This window comes from Streptomyces sp. NBC_01116, from assembly GCF_041435495.1.
In the GTDB taxonomy this organism is placed as follows: Bacteria; Actinomycetota; Actinomycetes; order Streptomycetales; family Streptomycetaceae; genus Streptomyces.
In genome coordinates this window covers 760,545-784,279 of the sequence record NZ_CP108644.1, presented here as the reverse complement: position 1 = coordinate 784,279, position 23,735 = coordinate 760,545, and the positions used below count along the sequence as shown (strand labels likewise).

The window sequence follows — 23,735 nt, the reverse complement described above, 5'->3', positions numbered from 1 at the left end:
AGGAGACCCCGCATGTGCGGAATCGCAGGCTTCGTCTCGCCCTCGCTCGACGCCGGGGCCACGCCCGAGGTGATGGCCTCGATGCTGTCGCTCATCCGCCACCGCGGTCCGGACGAGGCGGGCTACTACGTGGACGACGACGTGGCGATGGGCACGGTCAGACTGTCGGTCATCGACCTCTCCACGGGCGCCCAGCCCATGGCAGACCCGTCGGAACGCTACTGGATCTGCTTCAACGGCGAGTTGTACAACCACATCGAACTGCGGCAGGAGTTGCGAGGGCTCGGCCGGAGGTTCCGCACTCGCTCGGACACGGAAGTGGTCCTCCAGGCGTGGGCCCAATGGGGTGCCGGCTGTCTGCCCCGTTTCAACGGCGCGTTCGCGTTCGCCATCCGGGACGCGGTCTCCGGAGACCTCTTCCTGGCCCGGGACAGGTACGGCAAGCGCCCACTCTTCTACAGCGACCGGGGGAGCGGCACCGGTCGGGGCGAGGATTTCCTCTTCGCCTCGGAGATGAAGGCGTTCCAGGCATTCCCGGGATTCCGCTTCGAACTGGACCCGGGTGAACTCGCGTCCGCGTTCGCGGTGTGGACCCCGTTGCCCGACCGGACCCCCTTCCGGCACATTCGCCAACTGCCCATGGGGAGCTGTATGACCGTGCGCGGTGGACGCACGGATCTGACGACGTACGCGGAACTCGAAATAGACGTCGAGCCGTTCACCGGTTCCGCACGGGAAGCGGTCGCATTGGTCCGCGACACCCTCCGCGAAAGCGTCGGGCTGCGGCTGCGGAGCGACGTCGAGGTCGGCGTCTACCTGAGCGGCGGACTCGACTCGTCCATCGTCACCGCCCTGGCGGCCGAACTCTCCTCGCACGAGGTCCGCACCTTCTCGGTGGAGTTCGACGAGGCGGCCTTCGACGAGTCGGGCAGTCAGCACGTCGTCGCCTCGCACCTCGGGACGCTTCACTCGTCCATCGCCGTGCGCGGCGCCGACATCGCCGCGAACTTCCCGTCCGCCGTGTACCACGCCGAAGTCCCGGCGTTCCGGACCGCGTTCGTGCCCATGTACCTGCTCTCCCGCCATGTGCGCGACGCAGGCATCAAGGTGATCCTCAGCGGCGAGGGCGCCGACGAGGCGTTCCTCGGCTACTCGCTCTTCCGTGAGACCCTGCTGCGCGCCGCGTGGCACGACCTCTCCGACGACGAACGCACGGCCCGGATCGGTGGCCTCCACCCCGAGCTGAGCCACTTCGGCCCCGCGAACCGGGCGCGGCTGAAAGGCCTGTTCGAGCAATTCGCCGTCGAACGGCTCCCCGGTCTCTTCTCGCACGAACTCCGCTACCAGAACGGCCGTTTCGCCGCACGGCTGCTGAAGGAACGGGGCGATCCGTTCGCGGACCTCGTGGCCCTGACGGCGTCGACGCCCGGATACGCAGCACTGAGTCCCGTGCAGAAGGCCCAGTGGCTCGAGTTCAAGACCCTGCTGCCCGGTTACCTCCTCTCCACCCAGGGGGAGCGCATGAGCCTCGCGCACGGCATCGAGAACCGCTGCCCCTTCCTCGATCCCGCGGTGGTCCGCGCGGCGGCCTCGGTCAATCTGCGGTTCGACGACGGTTCCGAGGAGAAGGTCCTCCTCAAGGAGGCTTTCCGGGGTGAGCTGCCGGAATCGAGCCTCGCCCGGCGCAAGCAGCCGTACCGGGCCCCCGGCGCGGCCGTCTTCAAGGAGCAGCGGCCCGACTACATGGAGCTGCTGCTCTCGGACGCGGAGCTGGAGAAGATCGACGGCATCGACCCCGTGTTCGCGAGGAAGCTCGTGGCGAAGATCATGGCCACACCCAGCGAGGGGATCAGCACGAAGGAGGACCAGGCCTTCGTCTACCTGCTGTCCACCGCCGTCCTCCACCAGCAGTTCGTGGGCGGCCGGGACTGGGGGAAGGACGGCCACCTGGAAGCGGAGCTGAAGGTGGGCACGATCGTCGATCGCCGCGGCTCCCGGGGGCCGCGGCCCGCCGGGCACGCCCTCCCGGGTGCGGGAGGCCTCCGATGAGCACGGTCGTACCCGCGTCCGCGGCGGACGATGTGGCGATCATCGGAATCGCCCTGCGCTTCCCCGGCGCCGAGACGCTGGAGGAGCTGGCCGGACACCTCTTGGCCGGCCGGTCGCTCATCTCGGAGGTGCCGCCCGAACGCTGGTCCAAGGAGCGGTATTTCGGAGATCCCCGGCGCGGGGCGCAGAAGACCAACAGCGTCTGGGGAGGCTTCGTCGAGCACGCGGACCGCTTCGACGCCGACTTCTTCGCCATCTCGCCGCGCGAGGCGGAGAGCATGGACCCGCAGCAGAGGATGGCGCTCGAACTCGCCTGGCGGGCCGTGGAGAACGCGGGATACGCGGCGGGCGATCTGGCCGGCACGGCGACAGGCGTCTTCATGGGTGTCTGCCACGCGGACTACGCGGAGATGATGGAACGCGAAGGGGTGCGGACGGACGCCTACTTCCCCACCGGTACCGCCTACTCGATCATCGCGAACCGGATCTCGTACCAGCTCGACCTCCAGGGTCCGAGCATCACCAACGACACCGCGTGTTCGAGTTCGCTGGTAGCGGTGTACGAAGCGGTGCGCGCGCTGGGCCACGGCGAGTGCGGCCTCGCCCTCGCCGGCGGGGTCAACCTGATCTGGTCGCCGAAGCACTTCGTCGCCTTCAGCCAGGCGAGCATGCTGTCGCGGACCGGCCGTGCGAGCGCCTTCGACCAGGGCGCCGACGGCTACGTACGGGGCGAGGGCGGTGCGGTGCTCCTGCTGAAACCCCTCGCACAGGCCGTCGCGGACGGTGATCTTGTCCACGCGGTCATCAAGGGGGTCGCCACGAACCACGGCGGCCGGACCAACTCCCTGACCGTCACCAGCCCGACCGCGCAGGCGAACCTGATCGAAGGGCTCTACACCCGCGCCGGAATCCGCCCGGAGACCGTCAGCTACATCGAGGCGCACGGTCCGGGGACGCCCGTCGGCGACCCGATCGAGGTCATGGCCCTCAAGACCGCCTTCCGGAACCTGCACGCGGCGCAGGGCACCGTCGCCCGGTCGGCGAGCTGCGGGATCGGGTCGGTCAAGACCAACATCGGACATCTGGAAGGGGCCGCCGGGGTCGCCGGGATCGCCAAGGTGATCGCCTCCATGGCACACCGGGCGCTGCCCGCCACCGTCAACTTCCGCAAGCAGAACCGGCTCATCAGCTTCGACGACAGTCCGTTCCACGTCGTCCGGGAGACCCGGCCCTGGGAGGCGCCGCCCGGGCAGGACGGCGCTGTCCCGCCACGCCGGGCCGGAGTGAGCTCCTTCGGGTTCGGCGGTACGAACGCGCACGTCGTGCTGGAGGAGTACCTCGCCGACCGGACGCGCCGGACGGAGCCGCCGGGTCCGCATCTCGTGCCCCTCTCCGCGAGGACACCGGAACGGCTGCGTGTCGTCGCGCGCACCCTGCTCTCCCATCTGCGGGAGCAGCCCGCTCAGGCGCTCGCGGACATCGCGCACACGCTCCGGATCGGCCGCGACCCGATGCGGGCGCGGGTCGCGTTCATCGTCGCGGACCGTGCCGAACTCGCCCTCCTGCTGGCAGGGTTCGCGGATGGTGAGCGGGCCGAGGGTGAGGTGCACCTGGGCGCGACGGTGCGTGCCGACGCCGACGCCGCCGGGCCGAGGGCGACCGCGACGCTCTGGGCGGGCGGCGGGACGGTGGACTGGGCGGAGCGGCTCGGGGAGACGCACACGGCACATGCGCGCCGTGTGCGTCTCCCCGGGTATCCGTTCGCCCGCGAGCGCCACTGGTTCAGGGTTCCGCCGAAGGACGACGACGCGGGGAGAGCGACGGCGGACGGGACGCCCGCGGAGACCGCGCGTACGCAGACGCCCTCGGGGCGGGCCGAGACGGTGCGAAGGGAGCCGGCGCGCACGGGGGAGCAGCGGACGCGGACGGCGGCGCTGTCCCGTTCCGCGGTGCCGCACCCCCTCCTCCACGCCGCCGTCCCCGGGTCCGGAGGGCAGCGCTTCACCTCGACCTTCACCGGGGAGGAGCCGTTCCTCGCCGCGCACCTGGTGCGCGGCACGCCCGTGCTGCCGGCGGCGGCCCAGGTGGAGATGGTCCGTGCGGCGGTGGCCCGCGCGGCGGGCGGGGACGCCGGGGCGCCGCCGGCCGTCCGGCTCCGCGCGATGGGGTGGTCGCGCCCGCTGGTCGTGCGGGACGGGCCGGCCGAGGTCCGGGTGGGGCTCACCCCGAGGGACGGCGGCGCGATCGGCTTCGAGCTCTCCACCGGAACGGCCCCCGGCACCGTGCACAGTTCGGGGCTGGCCGAGACCGTCACGGCCCAGGAGCCGGTCCGGCTCGACCTCGCCGCGCTGCTGGCCGCGTGCCCCCGCGAGCGCGGGCACGCGGAGGTGTACGCGGAGTTCCGCGACCGGGGGCTCGACTACGGGCCGGCCATGCGCGGGCTGAGGGAACTGCGGCTGGGGGAGCGGGAGCTGGTCGCGCGGATCGTCGATCCCGACGCGGGCGGGTCCGGGGACACCGGATGCGTCCTGCCGCCGAGCGTGCTGGACGCGGCCTTCCAGGCCTCCGTCGTCCTCCTGGCGGACACCTCGCCGTCGACGGGCGGCGGCCGGTCCGTCCCGGTGCTGCCCTTCGCGTTCGAGGAACTCACCGTCCACGGCCCCTGCGCGCCCGAGACCTGGGCATGGGTGCGACGGTGCGAGGGCCGCGGCGCGCTCGACATGTTCGACATCGACCTCTGTGACGGGAAGGGCACCATGAGCGTCAGTCTGCGCGGACTGGTCCAGCGGACGGAACCGGCCGGGGCGGCCCGCGGAACCGGCCCGGGGGCGGGCGGGAACACCGTGACCGCCGCCGTGTCCTGGGTGCCGGCCCCCCTCACCGCGACCGGGGACGGGACCGGGCCCGCCCCCGTCGTACGCGGGTATCTCGGCGGACGTGCCGCCGGGCACACCGCCGCCGCGGCGCAACTCACCGGATTCACCGTCGCAGGGCTTCCCGACGTCGAACCGGGCCGGGTCGCCGACGGCGTCGGGGCCGCGCTGGACCTGGTCTTTCGGGACGTCACCGATGTCGTGCGGTCGAAGCCCGGAGGGCCGCGGCGGTTCGTCGTACTCGTGGACGACCGGCTGCCCCGGCACTACCACGCGCCCCTCACGGGCCTGTTCCGGACCGTCGTCCTGGAGAACCCCCGGGTCTCGGGCCGGGTCGTGCGCGTCGCGGACCTCGACGCCGCGCCGCCGGAGCGGATCGCCGAGATCCTGCGGGCGGAGGCGCTGGACCGGTCGGCCGACTGCGACATCCGCCATGGGGCGGACGGCACACGCCATGCGTCACGGCCCGGGGAACTGCGCCTGGGCGACGGGCCGGAGGTCCCGCCGCTGAAGGAGGGCGGGGTCTACTGGATCACGGGCGGGCTCGGCGGGCTCGGACGGCACGTCGCCCGCTACTTCGGCCGGCACGCCGGGGTCACCGTCGTCCTGAGCGGCCGGTCCGAGCCCGGAGCCGGGAGCGGGGCGGCCCTGCGGGAGCTGCGGGACGCGGGGGTCGACGCCCACCACGTCCCCGTCGACGTGAGCTCGGGCGCCGACGTGGACCGGGCGGTCCGCGCCATCACCGAGGCCCACGGGACCATCGACGGCATCGTGCACGCGGCGGGCGTCCTCCGCGACGCGTACGTCTTCACCAAGGACGCCTCCGACCTGCGCACGGTGCTGGCACCCAAGATCGACGGGGTCCTCCACCTCGACGCCGCGTCGCGCGGCCTCACGCTCGACTTCTTCGTCGCCTTCTCCTCGGTGGCGGGAGTGTTCGGCAGCGCGGGCCAGTCGGACTACGCGGCGGCCAACGCCTTCCTGGACGCCTTCGCCCACCACCGCCAGGCGCTCGTCGACATCGGCGAGCGGACCGGCAGGACCCGCGCGGTGAGCTGGCCGCTGTGGGACGACGGCGGGATGTCCGTGGACGCGGTGACCCTGAGGACGATGCGTCGGGACCGGGGCTGGGAAGCCCTCCCCACCGAGGACGGACTGAGGCTCCTGGGCCGCGTCCTGGGCGACGCGCCCCCGCACGTCGTGGTGGCGCACGGGGCCGCCGCGACGCTCACGGCGGCCCCGACGCCCCCGGAAGCACCGCCCACCGGCACCCCCTCCGCTCCCGCGGGCACGGCCTCCACCGTCACCGACGAAGAACTGACGGAACGTGCGACGGCGCTGCTGCGCCGGGTCGTGGGCGAGGCGCTCCACCGTGATCCCGGGACGCTGGAGGAGACGGTCGACCTCATCGAGTACGGCATCGACTCGCTCGCCATCCTCGACACCACCGCGGCGCTCGAAGAACTCTTCGGCCCGCTGCCCAAGACCATCTTCTTCGAGTACACCGACATCGCGGGCGTCGCCGGGTACTTCGTCGCCGAGCACGCCGGTGCGCTGCGGACCGTCTTCGACGCCGAAGCCCCGCACCGTACGGATGGCGAACAAGCGGGCGACACCACGGACCCGGCCGACACCACGGCCCCGATCGGCAGCACGGACACGGACACGGCCACAGACACGGCCACGGACACGGCCACAGACCCTCCCGGCCTTCCGGCCGCGGCAGCGGAGGCGGAGGCGGCCCCCGAGTCCGTCCCGGGACGCCGGGAGGCCCCGGACGGGCGCGACGACTACCACGACATCGCGATCATCGGCGTCTCCGGCAACTACCCCGGCGCCGAAACCCTGGACGAACTCTGGTCGGTGCTCGCAGAGGGCCGCCACGAGTTCCGCGAGGTGCCGCGCGAACGCTGGGACCACGACGCGATCTACAGCCGCGACCGCAGTGTCCTCGGCAAGAGCTCCATCCGCACCGGAACGTTCCTCCAGGACATCGACACGTTCGACCCCCGCTACTTCCGCATCTCCAAGCGCGAGGCCGAGAACATGTCGCCCGAGGTCCGGTTGTTCCTGCGGGCGGGGGTCGAGGCGCTGGAGGACGCGGGCTACTCGCGCGAGACGCTACGCCGGAAGTACGACGGGGACGTCGGTGTGCTGGCCGGTTCCATGAGCAACCACTACGGCCTCTACGGCTTCGAGAACGGCCTCACCCGGGGGTCCGCGGCGAGCGGCAGCTACACGGGGACGCTCCCCAACATGCTGTCGTACTTCTACGGATTCACCGGGCCCTCGCTCTTCGTGGACACCATGTGCTCGGGATCCTCCACCTGCGTCCACCAGGCCGTGCAGATGCTCCGGGCGCGTGAGTGCTCCATGGCGGTCGCGGGCGGGGTGAACCTGCTCCTGCACCCGTACAACCTCATCAGCTCGTCGCAGGAGCACTTCACGACGGCGAACTCGGACGTGATCCGGAGCTTCGGTCTCGGGGCGGACGGGACGATCCTCGGGGAGGGCGTCGGCGCCCTGGTCCTCAAGCCGCTCGTCGAGGCCGAGCGCGACGGCGACCACGTGTACGCCGTCATCAAGGGAACCGCCCTCGCCAACGCCGGCGTGCGCAACGGGTTCACCGTCCCCAGTCCCCGGATGCAGGCGCGCGCGATCGAGAAGGCGATCGACGACGCGGGGGTCGACCCGCGGACCATCAGCTACGTGGAGGCGCACGGATCAGGGACGTCCCTCGGCGACCCGATCGAGGTCAAGGCGCTGACCACGGCCTACCAGAAGTACACCCCGGAGACCGGGTTCTGCGCGATCGGCTCGGTGAAGTCCAACATGGGCCACCTGCTGCACGCCGCCGGAATGATCGGCCTCGCCAAGGTCATCCTCCAGTTCCAGCGGGGACAACTGGTCCCCTCGCTGCACAGCTCGGTGACCAACCCGGACATCGACTTCTCCCGCACCCCCTTCCGGGTGCAGCAGGAAGTCGCCGCCTGGAAGCCACCGGTGACCACCGTCGACGGGCGCGAGGTCACCCATCCGCGCCGCGCCGGGATCACCTCGATCGGCGCGGGCGGGATGAACTCCCACATGATCCTGGAGGAGTACCCGCGGCAGGACGGCGGCGCACCCGGTGGCCCGCCCGGTGGGCGCGAGGAACTCCTCGTCTTCTCCGCGATGAACGAATCCGCGCTGTCGGCGTACCTCACCCGGTTCCGCGCCTTCCTCGCCGGGGCGGCGGCGCCGGACCTCGCGTCGGTCGCCCACACCCTCCGTGTGGGCAAGAACGAACTCCCCTGCCGGTGGGCGTTCCTCGCGCGGACCCCGGACGAGGCGCTGGCCGCCGTCGACCGCCGACTGGCGGGTGACCGGGACCTCGCCGCCGCGCTCGCCGGCGGCGGCGCCCGTGCCGCGGACCTGCGCGACCTCGCGACCACCTGGGTGGACGGGAAGAGCGTCGACTGGGAGAGGGCCGACGCACAGGACGCGCCCAGGCCCCGCCGCGTCTCCCTCCCCGCCTACCCCTTCGAGCGCGTGCGGTGCTGGGTCGCCCGGGAGGACGGCGCGCCGTCCGTGACCGCGCCGCTCGCCCTGCGCGAGAAGCTGCACCCGTTCCTCGGCAGGAACGCGTCGGACGTCACCGGGCTGCGGTACGTCCTCGACGTGCACCTGGACGATCTCCTGGACTACGGCCGCACCCTGGGCGAGCGGCCGGACAGGACACGCGGCATCGTCCCCACCTTCGCCATCGACCTGGCGATCGCGGCCGCGAAGGTCTCAAGCTTCTCCGACGGGTCGGTCGTGCGCGGGCTTCGTCTCCTCGGTCCGGTCGACTGGCCCGCCGCGGCGCGCCTGGTGACGGTCCTGGACACCTCCGGGGGGAGGACGGCGGCGGGAGCCGTGCACACGGAGGACGCGTCGGGGCGACGTACCGCTGTGGCCGCGTTCGACCTGCGGGCGGACGAGGGCACCGGGACGCGGCCGTCCGGACACCCCCACGCCGAACGGTTCGTCGGCCTGCTCCCCGGGGCGCTGGCACCGGACCTGGCCGAAGCGCTCTCCCCGGCCGCCTTCCTCGCGGAACTGGCCGGGGGCGGAGTCGGGTACGGCCCCGAACTCGCCGGTGTCGAGGGGGTGTTCCGACTGCGGGACGGACGCCTCGCGCTGCGGCTCGGCGCGCCCGAGCTCCAGCGCGACCATGTGAAGCCCCACGTCTCGCTCGCTCCGCAGGTGCTCTCCGCCGTGGCGCAGGGCCTGCAGTTCGAGGCGAAGCGCACCGGCGACCCCCGGTGGGCGCGGAGCGCACCGCACCGGATCGACGAGATCCGGCTCTTCGCGGACGGGCCGGCCGGCCGGGTCCCCGTGGCGTACGCGGTCTTCGACGTGACCGCGCAGGGAGAGGGGATCGGGGGCTCGGTCGGCTTGCTGGACCGGAACGGCGACGTGGTCGGCGTACTCGCCGGCCTGTGGTGCGGCGACGACGAAGGACCGAGGGAGGATCCGGCGGTGAACGCACGGACAGCGGGCGCGACCGGATCGGGCGCCGGTCGCCGGAGCGCAGGAGAGCTCGACGGGACACCTCGGGAGTCCGTGGAGGCCGGGGGACTCCTGGCCTTCGCGGTCGACGAACTGCGCGGCCTGGCGTCCGGCATCCTCAAGTTCGACCTCGACGAACTCGACGCCCGCACCGGCTTCGACGCCTTCGGCTTCGACTCGATCTCGCTCATCGCCCTGGCGCAGCAGGCGGGCGAGCGGCTCGGCATCGAGCTGACCCCCGCGGTCTTCTTCGACCGCAACACCTTCGCGTCGCTGGGGGAACACCTCGTCGCCGAACACCCCGCCGCCCTGCGCACGGCGTACGAGCGGTCCACCGGGACCCCGGACCGCACCCGGACCCCTGCCCGGACCTCCGAGGCCCCGCCGCGGCCCACCCCGGACGCCGGGCACCGGACCGCCCGGGAGAAGGCCGAGGTCCCCGACGCCGCGCCGCGACCCGCCGCCCCGCGCCCGGCGGTCGCGAACGCCGCCTTTCCGATCGCCGTCATCGGAGCCGCGGGCAGCTTTCCCGGCGCCCCCGACCTGGACGCGTACTGGGCGAACCTGGCCGCCGGCACCGACCACGTGAGGGCCTTCCCCGTCGACCGGTACGACACCCGGTACGCGCGCATCGTGGAGGCTTCCGACTTCCCGCGCCACGCGGGCGTCCTCGACGGGGTGGACGCCTTCGACGCCGCCTTCTTCCGGATCCTGCCGCGCGAGGCCGAACTGATGGACCCGCAGCACCGGCTGGCGCTGCAGACCGTCTGGAACGCGGTGGAGAACAGCGGGTACGCGCCCGCGGGCCTGCCGGAGAGCACCGGGCTGTTCTTCGGCGTCTCGGGCACCGACTACGCGACGCTGCTCGCCGCCCACGGCACCCCGCCGGACGCCTTCACCTCCACGGGCAACGCCCACTCCATGCTCGCCAACCGCATCTCCTACGTCCTCGACATCCACGGCCCGAGCGAGCCCGTCGACACGGCCTGCTCCAGCTCGCTCGTCGCCGTCCACCGGGCCGTCGAAGCGCTCCGGTCCGGGGCGTGCGACGCCGCGATAGCGGGCGGGGTGAACCTCCTCCTCAGCGTCGACACGTTCGTCAGCGCCGCACAGGCGGGCATGCTGAGCCCGGACGGACGGTGCAAGACCTTCGCGAGCGACGCGAACGGCTACGTACGGGGCGAGGGCGTCGGCGCGGTCGTGCTGAAGCCGCTCGCCGCAGCCGAGCGCGACGGGGACGCGATCCTCGCCGTCGTCGTGGGGAGCGCCGAGAACCACGGCGGGCGGGCGAACTCCCTCACCGCGCCGAACGGGACCGCACAGGCGGACCTCGTGGTGCGGGCGATGGACGGCATCGACCCCCGCACCATCGGCTATCTGGAGGCCCACGGCACCGGCACGGCCCTGGGCGACCCCGTCGAGGTGCAGGCGCTCCGGAACGCCTACCGGCGGCTGGGGAGCGACGGCGGAGGAACCTGCGCACTCGGCTCGGTGAAGGCCAACATCGGGCACCTGGAAGCCGCCGCCGGCATCGCGGGCCTGCTCAAGACGGTCCTCGCGATGGAGCACGGCACCCTGCCGCCCTCCCGGAACTGCGACGAGATCAACCCGTACATACAGCTCGACGGCAGCCCGTTCCGCATCATCCGCACGAGCGAGCCCTGGGAGCGGGCGCGTGACCGGCACGGTGCGCCCGTCCCCCGGCGGGCCGGGGTCAGCAGCTTCGGCTTCGGCGGCGCGAACTGCCACATCGTGCTGGAGGAGTACCCGGGCAAGGACCAGGAGGCGGCCTCGGCACGGGATCTGGACGCCCCCGAGGGCCGCAGGGTCGCCGTGCCCCTCTCGGCGCGCACGGAGCGGGAACTGCGCGAGCGGGCGCGGGATCTGCTCGCGCACCTGGAGGACGCCCGGCACACCGATTCACTCCGTTCGATCGCGTGGACGCTCCAGACGGGACGGGAGCCGATGGCCGAACGCGTCGGCTGGGCCGTCTCCTCCCGCGGCGAACTCGTCTCCCGGCTCCGTGCGTTCATCAGTGACCGTGAGGACGGACCGGATCCGGCCCCCGGCCAGGACCCGGACGGCCTCACCGAGCTGATCGCCCGCTGGCGCGGCGGGGGCGAGGCCGAGTGGCGGCGGCTGTACGGGCCCGACGGCGCCGGTGCCGGAACGCCGAGGCGTGCGCACCTCCCGGCCTATCCGTTCGCACGCGACCGGTACTGGATTCCCCGCGGCGCGGAGCCGGACGCCTCCGCCCAGGCACCCGTCCCCGGCCGGGAACTTCCCTCCGTCCCCGCGCCCGCCGCCCGGGAACCCGTCCCCGCGCCCGCCTCCGGGACGACACTGCTGGTGCCCCGGTGGACGCCGAGGCCCGCCACCGGGGTCGCGGGCCCTGCCGCCGGCTCCCCGTACCGGCATCACGCGGTCATCCTGTGCGGAACACCCGCATCCCTGAAGGACGGAGTCGAGCGACTGCTGCCAGGGGTGCGCTGCCACGCCGTCACCACGGCCGGGCAACGCCCGGAGACCCGCTTCACCGACCTGTCACGGCAGGTCTTCGAGCTCGCCCGGACGCTCGCGGCGGAGGCGCACGACGGAACCACCCTGGTGCAGGTGGTGACATCGGCCACCGAGGACGAGGAGACCGGTCCGGCACTCTCCGCGCTCCTGCGCACGACGGCACTGGAGAACCCGCGCGTCACCGGACAGGTCCTCGTCCTCGACGGGGCGAGCGACCGCGACCGGATCGCGGGCGCGGTCCTGGAGAACGCACAGCACGCCGACGACCCACTCGTCCTCCACCGGGACACGGGACGCCACGTCCGGACCTGGTCACCCCGCACGGCCGCCGGCACGGGCACGCCGTGGCGTTCAGGAGGCACCTACCTGATCACCGGCGGCGCCGGCGGCATCGGGGCCGTCGTCGCCCGCCGGATCGCACGCGACACCGAACGCCCGGGGCTCGTCCTCGTCGGCCGGTCCGCACCGGGTCCGCGCACGGACCGGCTCCTCGCCGAACTGCGGGACGCGGGAGCGGACGCCCGCTACGCCGTCGCGGACGTCTCCCGCTGGGAGGAGGTGCGCCATCTCGTCGCGGAGGTGCGCGAGCGGAGCGGCGCCATCCACGGAGTCATCCACGCCGCAGGCGTGATCCACGACGCGTACGTCAAGGACAAGACCCCGGAGGAATGGGAGGCGGTCCTGGCCCCGAAGGTCGACGGCGCGGTCCACCTGGACCGGGCCACGGCGGACCTGCCGCTCGAATCCTTCGTCCTCTTCTCGTCCGGCGCGGCCGTCACGGGCAACCCCGGCCAGTCCGACTACGCCACGGCCAACGCCCACCTCGGCACGTTCGCCACCCGCCGCAACGTGCGCGTCGCGGCGGGCGGACGCTCGGGCCGCACGGTCTCGATCGCGTGGCCGCTCTGGAAGGACGGCGGGATGACGGTCGACGACGCGACCCGCGCGTACCTTCGGCGTCATCGCGGCCTCGTCCCCATGGAGTCGGACGCCGGGCTCGACGCCCTCCTGAACTCCTGGCGCCTCGGCGAGGCCGGCGAGGACCAGATCTGGGTGCACCACGGCGAGCGGGGGGAGACCGCGCACGGACCGACGACCGCGCCCGCACCGGTTTCCGTACCCGCCCCGGTCTCCGCGTCCGGGGCGGCCGAGGCGCCGGCGTCCGCACCGGAGACCGCCGGCGGTGCGGCCCCGGACCGGGAGACGCTCCGGTCGGTCCTCGGGCTCTTCGCCCGGGTCACGAAGCTGCCCCCGCACGCCATCGACCCCGACCGGCCGCTCGACGACCTGGCCCTCGACTCGGTCATGGTCATCCAGCTCAACAAGGAACTGCACACCGCGTTCGGGGAGACCTCGACGACGCTCTTCTACGAGGCCCCCACCCTGCGCGCCGTCGCCGAGCACCTCACGGACCCGCGGACCCGGGCCGGCCAGGAGACCTCCGCGGCTTCCGGGGCCACCGAGGCTTCCGGGGCCGCCGAGGCTCCTCGGGCCGCGGCCGACCCGTCCGGCGTGCCCGCCCAGGACGACGCCATCGCGATCATCGGGATGAGCGGACGCTATCCGGGCGCGCGGAACACCGACGAGTTCTGGCGGAACCTCACGGCCGGACGCGACCGCATCACCGAGATCCCCCGGGACCGGTGGCCGCTGGAGGGCTTCTACGAGCCGGACCGCGCCACCGCCGTCGCCAACGGACTCAGCTACAGCAAGTGGGGCGGATTCCTGGAGGACTTCGACGCGTTCGACCCGCACTTCTTCCGGATCGCGCCGCGCGACGCGTACGCCATGGACCCGCAGGAGCGCCTGTTCCTCCAGGCATCCTGGGAAGTGATCGAGGACGCGGGCTACACCCGCGAGGAACTGGCCCGCCGCCATCAGCGGCGCGTCGGCGTCTTCGCCGGCGTGACCAAGTCCGGCCACGCACGGCACGGCGAGGCCGAGTTGCCGTCCGGCGAGCGGATCGCACCCGCGCTCTCCTTCGCCTCGCTCAGCGCCCGCACCTCCTACGTCCTGGACCTCCAGGGCCCCAGCCTGACGATCGACACGATGTGCTCGTCCTCGCTGACGGCGATCCACGAAGCCTGCGAGCACCTGCGCCAGGGCTCCTGCGAGCTCGCCGTCGCCGGTGGCGTGAACCTGTATCTGCACCCGTCCGACTACGTCGAACTCTGCCGCTCCGGCATGCTGTCCGCGCAGTCGCGGCTACGGAGCTTCGGGAGCGGCGCCGATGGGTTCGTCCCCGGTGAGGGTGTCGGCGCGGTGCTGCTGAAACCGCTGGCGCGCGCTCTCGCGGACGGGGACCGGGTCCTCGCCGTGGTCCGGGGGACGAGCATCAACCACGGTGGCCGGTCGAGCGGCTACACCGTACCCAGCCCGGCCGCCCAGGCGGAGCTGATCGGTGACGCGCTGGCCCGGGCCGGGATCTCGGCGCGCGACGTCGGCTACGTCGAGGCGCACGGCACCGGCACGGAACTGGGCGACCCGATCGAGGTGAAGGGGCTCTCGCTCGCCTTCGAGAAGTTCACCGGGGACCGGCAGTTCTGTGCGATCGGCTCCGTGAAGTCGGTGATCGGGCACCTGGAGGCCGCCGCGGGCATCGCCGGTGTCACCAAGGCCGTCCTCCAGCTCCGGCACCGCACACTCGTCCCGAGCCTGCACGCCGAGGAACCGAACCCCGGCATCAGGTTCGAGGAGACGCCGTTCCGCCTCCAGCGGGCCTCCGCGCCCTGGGAGTCCGGAGGACCGCGCATCACGGCGGTCTCGTCCTTCGGGGCCGGCGGCTCGAACGCGCACGTGATCATCGAGGAGTACGTGGCGGACGCCGCCCCCGCCGAGCGCGCCGCCGACGACGGCGAGCAGCTCGTCGTCCTGTCGGCACGGACCCCGGAGCAGCTGCGGCACTCCGCGGCGCGCCTGGTGGCGTTCCTCGAACAGGAGGAGGCGCACGGTCGGACGGTCCGCCTGGCGGACCTCGCGTTCACCCTGCGGTCCGGTCGCGAGGCGATGACGGAGCGCCTGGCGGTGACGGTGCTCTCGCTGCCCGAACTCCGGCGGGTGCTGGGCGCGTTCGCGGAGACCGGCGACGGGACGGCGGTGCCGGGACTGCACCGGGGCAGCGCCGGGCAGGACCGGGGCGCCGCCGCCGCGATCTGGGCCGACGACGGTCTCCGGGAGCTCGTGGCCGAACGGTGGGGCCGCGAGGGCAAGCAGGACAAGCTGGCCGCCCTCTGGGCCGACGGGGTGGACCTGGACTGGCGGGCACTCCCCGGGGCGGTGCCCCCGCCCCGCCGGATCGCCCTGCCGACGTACCCGTTCGCGAGGGACCGGTTCTGGATCGGGGACCTGGAGCCGGCCGGGCACACGATCGACACCGGCGTCCGTACGGGTGCCTCCACCGGCGCACCGGCCGGTGCTCCCGCAGCCACGCCGCGCACCGCGCCCGGGACGTCCTCCCAGGAACCGGCCGGTACCGCACCCGGCGCAGGGATCGCGCGGCTGGTGCGCGCGAAGATCGCGGACGTCCTGGTCATGCCGCCGGACGAGATCGAGGGCGGGCTCGCGTTCGCCGACTACGGCCTCGACTCCATCCTCGCCGTCCGTCTCGTCCATGTGCTCAACGAGGAGCTGGGAACCGACCTCGCGACCGATGTCGTCTTCGACCACAGCTCCGCCGACCGCCTCGCCGCGCATCTGCTCGCGGAGTTCGGGCCCCTGCCGGCCCGCACCTCCGTCCCCACGGCCCCCGGGACCCCGGCCCCCGTCCCGGCCCCGACGCACAGCGGCGTCACCGCCGCCCGCCCGGCGACCACCGGTGGCTCCGTTCCCGTCGGGCCGTCGGCCGGATCCGAACCGATCGCCGTGATCGGGATGAGCGGGCGGTTCGCCGGTTCCGACACCCTCGACGAGCTGTGGACCCATCTGGCGAACGGCGACGACCTCATCACCGAAGCGACCCGCTGGGACCTCCCGGCCACCGGGCCCGACGGATCGGCACGCTGCACACAGGGGGGATTCCTCGACGGCATCGATCGGTTCGACCCGCTCTTCTTCGGCATCTCGGGCGTCGAGGCCGCCGTCATGGACCCCCAGCAGCGACTGCTTCTGGAGGAGGCGTGGAAGGCCCTGGAGGACGCGGGCCACGCCGGACGGCAGCTGAGCGGGTCCCGCTGCGGTGTGTACGTGGGCTGCTGGAACGGCGATTACCACGAGCTGGTCGGGGAGAACGGTCCGGCCCAGGCCTTCTGGGGGAACATGGCGTCCCTGATCCCGGCCCGCGCCTCCTACGTCCTCGACCTGAAGGGCCCCGCGCTCGCGGTGGACACGGCGTGCTCCAGCTCGCTGATCGCGATCGACCTGGCCTGCCGGGGGCTCCGGTCGGGCGAGACGGACATGGCGCTGGCGGGCGGCGTCTTCGTCCAGACGACTCCCCGCCTCTACGAGCTGGCCGGGCGGGCGGGGATGCTCTCGCCGACGGGCCGCTGCCACACCTTCGACCACCGCGCGGACGGCTTCGTCCCCGGAGAGGGCGTCGGCGTCCTCGTGCTCAAGCGGTTGGACGACGCGATCGCCGACGGGGACCACATCCACGGCGTCATCCGCGCCACCGGCAGCAACCACGACGGTGCGACCAACGGCATCACCGCGCCCAGCTCCGTGTCGCAGGAGGCCCTCCTCCGTGACGTCCACGCGTCCGGCGGCATCGACGCCGGGGCCATCCAACTCCTGGAGGCGCACGGAACCGGCACTCCGCTCGGCGACCCCATCGAGTTCTCGGCGCTCAGCCGGGTGTTCCGGGCCGGCACGGAGAGGACCGGCTTCTGCGCGCTGGGCTCCGTCAAGTCGAACCTCGGGCACACCCAGTTCGCCGCGGGCGTCGCGGGCGTCTTCAAGATCCTCCTCGCGATGAGGCACCGGCAGATCCCGGCTTCGCTGCACTTCGAGAAACCGGGCGGCGCCATCGATCTCGACACCAGCCCGTTCTACCTGAGCACGCACGCCCACCCGTGGGAGCCTCCGTCCGACGGCGGGCCACGCAGGGGAGCCGTCAGCTCCTTCGGCGCGAGCGGCACCAACGCCCACCTCGTCATCGAGGAGGCGCCGGACATCGCGCGGGCCGGCGCCCCGACCTCCGGGCTCCCGCGCCTGGTCGTCCTCTCCGCGCACTCGCGCGAGCAACTGGCCCAGCAGGTGGCCCGGTTGGCCGAGCGCGTCCGTCACGAGCACGCCCCGGACCTCGGGGACCTGGCGTACACGCTCGCGGTCGGAAGGGACCGGTTCCCTCACCGGTTCGCCTGTGTGGCGGAGGACCGCGCCGAGCTGCTGCGGATCCTCGACGAAGGGCTCGACGGAACGGAGGCGTTCACCGGCGGGCCGGCGCCCGAGGGCAGGGGCCGACCGGACGCGGACACGAGCCGGGGCGAAGCCTGCCTGGAACGCTGCACGCGGTTCACCGCCACCGGAACGGACGCGGCGAAGTACGGTGCGGAAGGCGGGGGCGTCCGGGCGGGCGCCGACGCCCGCCGCGGTGACGCCGAGAACCGCCCCGCGGACGTCGGGACCCACCGCGCGGACGTCGAGACCCACCGCGCGGACCTCACCGTCCTCGCCGGGTGCTTCGCCCGGGGCGACGCACTCGACTTTGGTGCGATCTTCCCGGCCGGAGCCCATCGGCGGGTCCCCCTGCCCACCTATCCGTTCGCCCGGGAGAGCCACTGGGCCGGCCCGCCGCCCGCCGCACCACGGCCCGTCCCCGCCACCTCGGGGGAACGCCCGGGGGCCGGCCACCCGCTGATCCACCGGACGTCGGAGGTACCGGACTCTCCCGGTGCGCTGCGCGCCTCCGCGGTGTTCACGGACGCCGAACCCGTCCTGCGCGACCACACGGTGCGCGGACAGCACGTTCTGCCCGGCGTCGTCCACCTCGAACTGGCGCGGGAGACCGCCGTCCGGCTCTGGGGCGCGGACGCGACGGCCCCCCTGCTGATGCGCGACATCACCTGGGTACGGCCGGCCACCGTCGAAGGCGGAGTGCCCCTGGGCGTCGACGTCCTGGTGAAGCCCGGCGAGGACGACGGGCTCGCCTTCGAGATCACCGCGCGGGCGGACGGCGGCGCCGACCCCACCGTCCTCTCCACCGGGCGCGTGTTCCGCACCGGCACGACCCGTCCCGACCGCGTCGACCTCACCTCGCTCCGCGCGGCCCGCACGACGCCCGTGTCCGCCGAAGGCGTCCGCGAGGCGCTCGCGGCGATGGGCATCGTCCACGGGCCGTCCCTCCGCGCCATCCGTGCGGCGTACGTCGACACCGGCACCCGGACCGTCCTCGCCGAACTGGAACTCCCGGCCGGTGCGGGCCCCGCCGACGGCGGGGCCGTTCTTCCCCCGGCGCTGCTGGACTCCGCCATCCAGGCATCCATCGCGCTGCACCTCACCGACGGACCCGCCGACCTGGAGACCGCGGTGCCGTTCGCGCTCGACCGGTTCGAACTCCTCGCCCCGTGCCCGTCCTCGGCGTGGGCCGTCGTCCGCGTCGCCGACGGGGCCGGGCCCGCGACCGCGCTGAGCCGGCTGGACGTGGACATCACCGACCTCCACGGCCGGGTCTGCGTACGGATGACCGGCTACACCGCGCGCCGCCCCAAGGAGCCGGTCCCCTCCCTGTTCGCACCCGTCTGGGAACCCGTGGCCGCGTACACCGCCGGCGAACACGCCCCGGACCCCGCGGAGCACGTCCTCGTGGTGGGAGGCACGGCCGAGCAGCGGGCCGCACTCGTCGGCCGGCACCCGGGCGCCACCCCGTGGGACCTCGCGCCCGGAGCGTCGACCGACGAGATCGCCGACCGGCTCCGGGCCACGGCTCCGGTCGGCCACCTCGTCTGGATCGCGCCCGGTCCCGGGCCGGACGACGGTCAGGCCCTCCTGCCGACCGACACCGCCGGCTTCACCAGGGCCCAGGAGGAGGGTGTCGTCGCGGCCTTCCGTACGGCCAAGGCCCTCGTCGCCACCGGACACGACGCGCGCCCGCTCCGCATCACGCTGGTCACACGACGGGCCCTCACCACGTACGACGACGAGCCGACCGCACCCGCCCACGCCGGGCTGCACGGCTTCTTCGGGTCGCTCGCCCAGGAGTACGCGAACTGGTCCGTCCGCCGGGCCGACCTCGACACCGCCGGGCTGCCCGACGACCTCCTGACACTCCCCGGCCGTAGCGGCGACGACCCCTTGGCGCATCGCGCCGGCCAGTGGCTGGCGCGCCGCTGGGCGCCGAACGAGCCCGGCGACCCCCAGCACGCCCCGTACCGGCAGGGCGGCGTCTACGTCGTGATCGGCGGCGCCGGCGGACTCGGCGTCCAGTGGACCCGGCATGTCGTACGCCACCACGACGCCCACGTGATCTGGATCGGCCGACGACCGAAGGACGCGTCGATCGACGCACGGCTGGCCGAGGCCGGCGGCCGGGTGAGCTACCTGTCCGCCGACGCCGCCGACCCCGCGTCCCTGCGCCTCGCCCACAAGGAGGTCAAGCGCCGCCACCCGCGCATCCACGGCGTCGTCCAGGCGGCGCTCGACCTGCGGGACCGGAGCCTGGCGCGGATGGACGAGGCGACCCTGCGGGCGAGCCTCGCCGCGAAGGTCGACGTCGGGGTGGCCATGGCCGAGGTCTTCGCGGACGAGGCACTGGACTTCGCCCTGTTCTTCTCGTCCGTCCAGTCCTTCACGACGGCAGCGGGCCAGAGCAACTACGCGGCGGGCTGCACCTTCGGCGACGCCTACGCCCACTTCCTCGACCGGCACTGGCCGTGCCCGGTCAAGGTGATGAACTGGGGGTGGTGGGGGAGCGTCGGCAGTGCCTCGACCGAGCGGCACAAGGAGCACATGGCGCGCTGGGGCCTCCTCTCGATCGAGGCCCCGGAGGCGATGGACGCGCTCGACACGCTGCTCGGCGGCCCCCAGCGCCAGTTGAGCTTCATCAAGGTGAGGGACCTCGACGCCATCGAGGCGCTGGACCCGACGACGCGGATCACCGTTCACCCCAGGGCACGGACCCGCGTCGCGCCCGCACGCGTCGCGTCGGCCGCGGCCCCGCCCGCCGAGTGGGAGGCGATCCGCGCGATCGCCGCGTGGCGCTCGGACGAGCGCGATCCGCTCCTGGCGAGGATGGTCCGCGGCCACCTGCAAGCGCTCGGCGGGCTGCGCGACCCCGGCACTCCCACGTCCCCCGGCGACATCGACCGGCTTCGCCGGCGCGCCGGGATCCTGGACAGGTACGCGACCTGGCTCGACCACGCGCTCCGCATCGTGCCGGACACGGCCCCGTCGCTGGACGCCCTCGTACGCGAGTGGGACGAGTGCCGCGCCCGCTGGTCCACCGACCCCGACAAGGCGGCCGAACTCGCCCTGCTCGACGCCACGCTCCGGGCCCTGCCCGGCATCCTCACCGGTGTGACCAGGCCGACCGACGTCCTGTTCCCGCGCGGCTCCGTCGAACTCGTCGAAGGCACCTACCGCGACAACCGGGTCGCCGACCTGTACAACCGCGCCATGGCCGACGCCGCGGTCTCGGTCGTCGCGGAACGGCTGCGCCTGGACCCTTCGACGCGGCTCCGCATCCTGGAGATCGGCGCCGGCACGGGCGGAACCAGCGTCGGCATGTTCGCCGCGCTGCGCCCCTTCCAGGAACACATCGAGACCTACACGTACACCGATCTGTCGAAGGCGTTCCTGAACCACGCCCGTACCGCGTACGGACCCGACGTGCCGTACCTCTCCTACGCCCGCTTCGACGCGGAACAGCCGCTGGCCGGGCAGCGGGGAGTGGAGAGCGGGAGCTACGACCTGGTCGTCGCCGCCAACGTGCTGCACGCGACGCGCGACACCCGGAACACGATCCGCAACGCGAAGGCGGCCCTGCGCGACGGAGGGTGGCTCCTGCTCAACGAACTGGCGGACTTCGACGTCTCCAGCCACCTCACGTTCGGCCTGCTGGAGGGCTGGTGGCTCTTCGAGGACGACGCGCTGCGCGTACCGGGCTCGCCGGCGCTGTCGCCCGACAACTGGCGGAAGGTGCTGGAGAGCGAAGGGTTCGCGGCGGTGGTCCCCGTGCTGCCGGAAGCGCGGGAGCTCGGGCAGCAGATCATCGCCGCCGAGAGCGACGGGCTCGCCCGGCAGTCGGTGGCCCGGCGGACCGGCCGCGGGCCCGCGGACCGGAAGCCCGGACGCGGGCAACCGGCGGGCCGCCGGGAAGCGACGCCCCCGGCAGCGGAGGACTCCCCGTCCCCGCCCGCCGCGGTCGCCGTCCCGCGGCCGCCTGCCCCCGCCTTCGTCCAGGTCCCCGCGCAACCCCTGGACGCCGGGGGAGCGGTCGCCCCGTCCGTCGCCGGACCGGGGAACAGGGCCGAGGCCCTGGCCGGTTACCTCCGTGACCGGGCAGCGGAGACCCTCGGCGTCCCCGCGGACCGGATCGCCCTCTCCACGCCGCTCAGCGACTACGGCATGGACTCCATCCTCGTGCTCCAGTTGACCAACGCCCTGCGGGAGGACCTCGGCGAGGTCTCGTCCACGCTGCTCTTCGACGCCGAGTCCGTCGAGGAGCTCGCCGATCACTTCGTCACGAGCGGCGGCCCGCACGTGGACGCCCTCGTGGCGCGCCTGAACCCGGTCGCTGGGGGCCGCCCCGACCCCGGGCCGGCGCCGCGGCCCGCGGCGGACGCCCCCCGTACCGTCGCCGCCCTGTTCCGTACGGTGCTGGAGACCGGCACCCCGCAGCAGGCCGGTGACCTGCTCTCGATGGCAGCCCGGCTCCGGCCGGTGTTCGCGGCCGGAGCGGGCGACGAGCCGGAGTTGCTGAGGCTGTCGGACGGACGGCGGGAGCCCGACCTGGTCTGCCTGCCGTCGCTGATCGCCCCCACCGGGGCCCACCAGTACGTGAACTTCGCCGGCGCGCTCCGGGGCCGCCGCCAGGTCTGGGCGGCCTCCCTGCCCGGCTACCGTCCCGGGGAGCCGCTGCCCGTGGACCTGGAGGCGGCGGCGGAGCGGCTTGCCGCCACCCTGCTCCGACGGTTCGGGCGCGGTGGGTTCGCGCTCGCGGGCTACTCCTCCGGCGGCTGGCTGGCCCACGACGTGGTGCGCCGGCTGGAGGCGGCCGGCGCACCACCCGCCGGGCTGGTGCTGCTCGACACCCCGCGGACGACCGGGGCGGCGATGGTCCGGGGCATGGCCGTGATCACGCGGCGGCTGCTCGAACGGTTCCCGCGCCTGCCCCTCGACGACGAACAGGTGACGGCGATGGCCTGGTACGGGGGGCTGCTCGACGGCTGGCGCCCGCTGCCGGTGACCACCCCGACCCTGGTGGCGGGCGCCGCGCAGGAAGGGCCCCTGCTGGAACTGCTCGGCGAGGACGCGCGGTCCGGCTGGCCACTGGAGCACCGGCGGACCGATCTGACGGGGGACCACTTCTCCCTGCTGGAGGAGCACGCCGGGGCGACCGCGCTCACGGTCGACCGATGGCTGGACACCCTGCGGGACCGGGCCGGAGGCGCGCGATGAGCGACGGCCTGGGCTTCAGCCTCGCGCAACTGCGGTACTTCGTCGTCTCCGCCGAAGTGGGCAACATATCGGAGGCGGCGGAGCAGTTGTGCGCCTCGCAGTCGACGGTCTCCTCGGCCGTGATGAGGCTGGAACGCCAACTCGGTGTACAGCTCCTCCTGCGGCATCACGCCCGGGGGGTCTCCCTCACCCCGAGCGGCCGACACCTGCTGCGGGAGGCCCGGGACCTGCTGGGGCGGGCCAGGAATCTCAAGGAGCGGGGCGACGCCCTGGCGGGGGACGCCGCCGGCGGGCTCGATGTCGGGTTCCTCTCGTCGCTCGCTCCGTTCCTGCTGCCCGCCGTCCACCGGCTCACCCGGCAGCGTTACCCGGACATCCGGTTGACCGTCCAGGAGGAGCCGGCCGACCGGCTCGCGGCTCTCCTGCGGGAAGGGCACTGCGAACTGGCGGTCACCTACGACTTCCTGGCCGGGGACGCCCGGTTCCACGCCCTGGCCGAGCTGCCCGTTCACGCCGTGGTGGCCGACGGCGACCCCCTGGCCAGGAGCGGACCGGTGGAGCTGGCCGAACTGGCCACCCGCCCACTGGTCACCCCGAACGCGCCCGACGTCGTCCGCCACGCCGAGAAGCTGTTCGCCAACGCCGGCGTTCCCCTGCCGCGTGTGATCGGGGCGGCGAGCGTGGAGACGACGCGGGGCCTCGTGGCGGCCGGATCCGGATTCGCCCTGATGTACCAGCGCACCGAGGTGACGACGACTCTCGACGGCGGGACGGTCCGCACGGTCGAGATCGCCGGAGACCTGCCTCCCGCCTCCCTCGGCGTGGCCATGATGCACGGTCTGACGATGAGTGGCCGCGGCATGGCCTTCCTGGACGTGCTCGGCTCGACCCTGCCGGCGGCCCGGAGCGGAACCCGGCCGGGCGGTCCGTAGACCGATAGGCGAAGGGCACACTTCCCGGCCGTCACCGGCATCCTCATCCAGGAAACCCTGTAAATCCGGAAACCCCGGGAAACCCCGGAAACTCGGAGAACCCAGGAAACCCGGGCCGATCGGAATACCTGGGGTTTCGGCCGTTCTCGCGTGCGACGCGCATTTCTGCGATCAGCCCGCCGCGCCGGGCGCGGCGGATATCCCGGATGCGGTCATCGGGAATGTGCCCCGGGGAAATGACGGGCACGGACGGGTAGGGGCACGGATACCGCTCCCT

3 protein-coding genes are annotated in these 23,735 nt (G+C 73.5%); all 3 read left to right on the top strand.

Annotated features, from left to right (window positions below; genetic code table 11):
• Nucleotides 1-12 precede the first annotated feature (12 nt).
• From asnB to OG245_RS03100, 3 genes are read left to right on the top strand one after another with little or no spacing between them, the layout of a single operon-like run.
• Nucleotides 13-2,049 carry an asparagine synthase (glutamine-hydrolyzing) gene (asnB, locus tag OG245_RS03110; protein ID WP_371622005.1) on the top strand — a complete coding sequence of 679 codons (2,037 nt, stop codon included), beginning with the start codon at nucleotides 13-15 and terminating at the stop codon, nucleotides 2,047-2,049.
• Nucleotides 2,046-22,526, top strand: a complete 20,481-nt coding sequence (locus tag OG245_RS03105) for an SDR family NAD(P)-dependent oxidoreductase (RefSeq protein WP_371622004.1) — start codon at nucleotides 2,046-2,048, stop codon at nucleotides 22,524-22,526. The genes asnB and OG245_RS03105 overlap by 4 nt, the downstream gene beginning before the upstream one ends.
• Nucleotides 22,523-23,458, top strand: coding sequence for a LysR family transcriptional regulator (locus OG245_RS03100; protein ID WP_371622003.1), 936 nt, complete (start codon nucleotides 22,523-22,525; stop codon nucleotides 23,456-23,458). The genes OG245_RS03105 and OG245_RS03100 overlap by 4 nt, the downstream gene beginning before the upstream one ends.
• Nucleotides 23,459-23,735 lie beyond the last annotated feature (277 nt).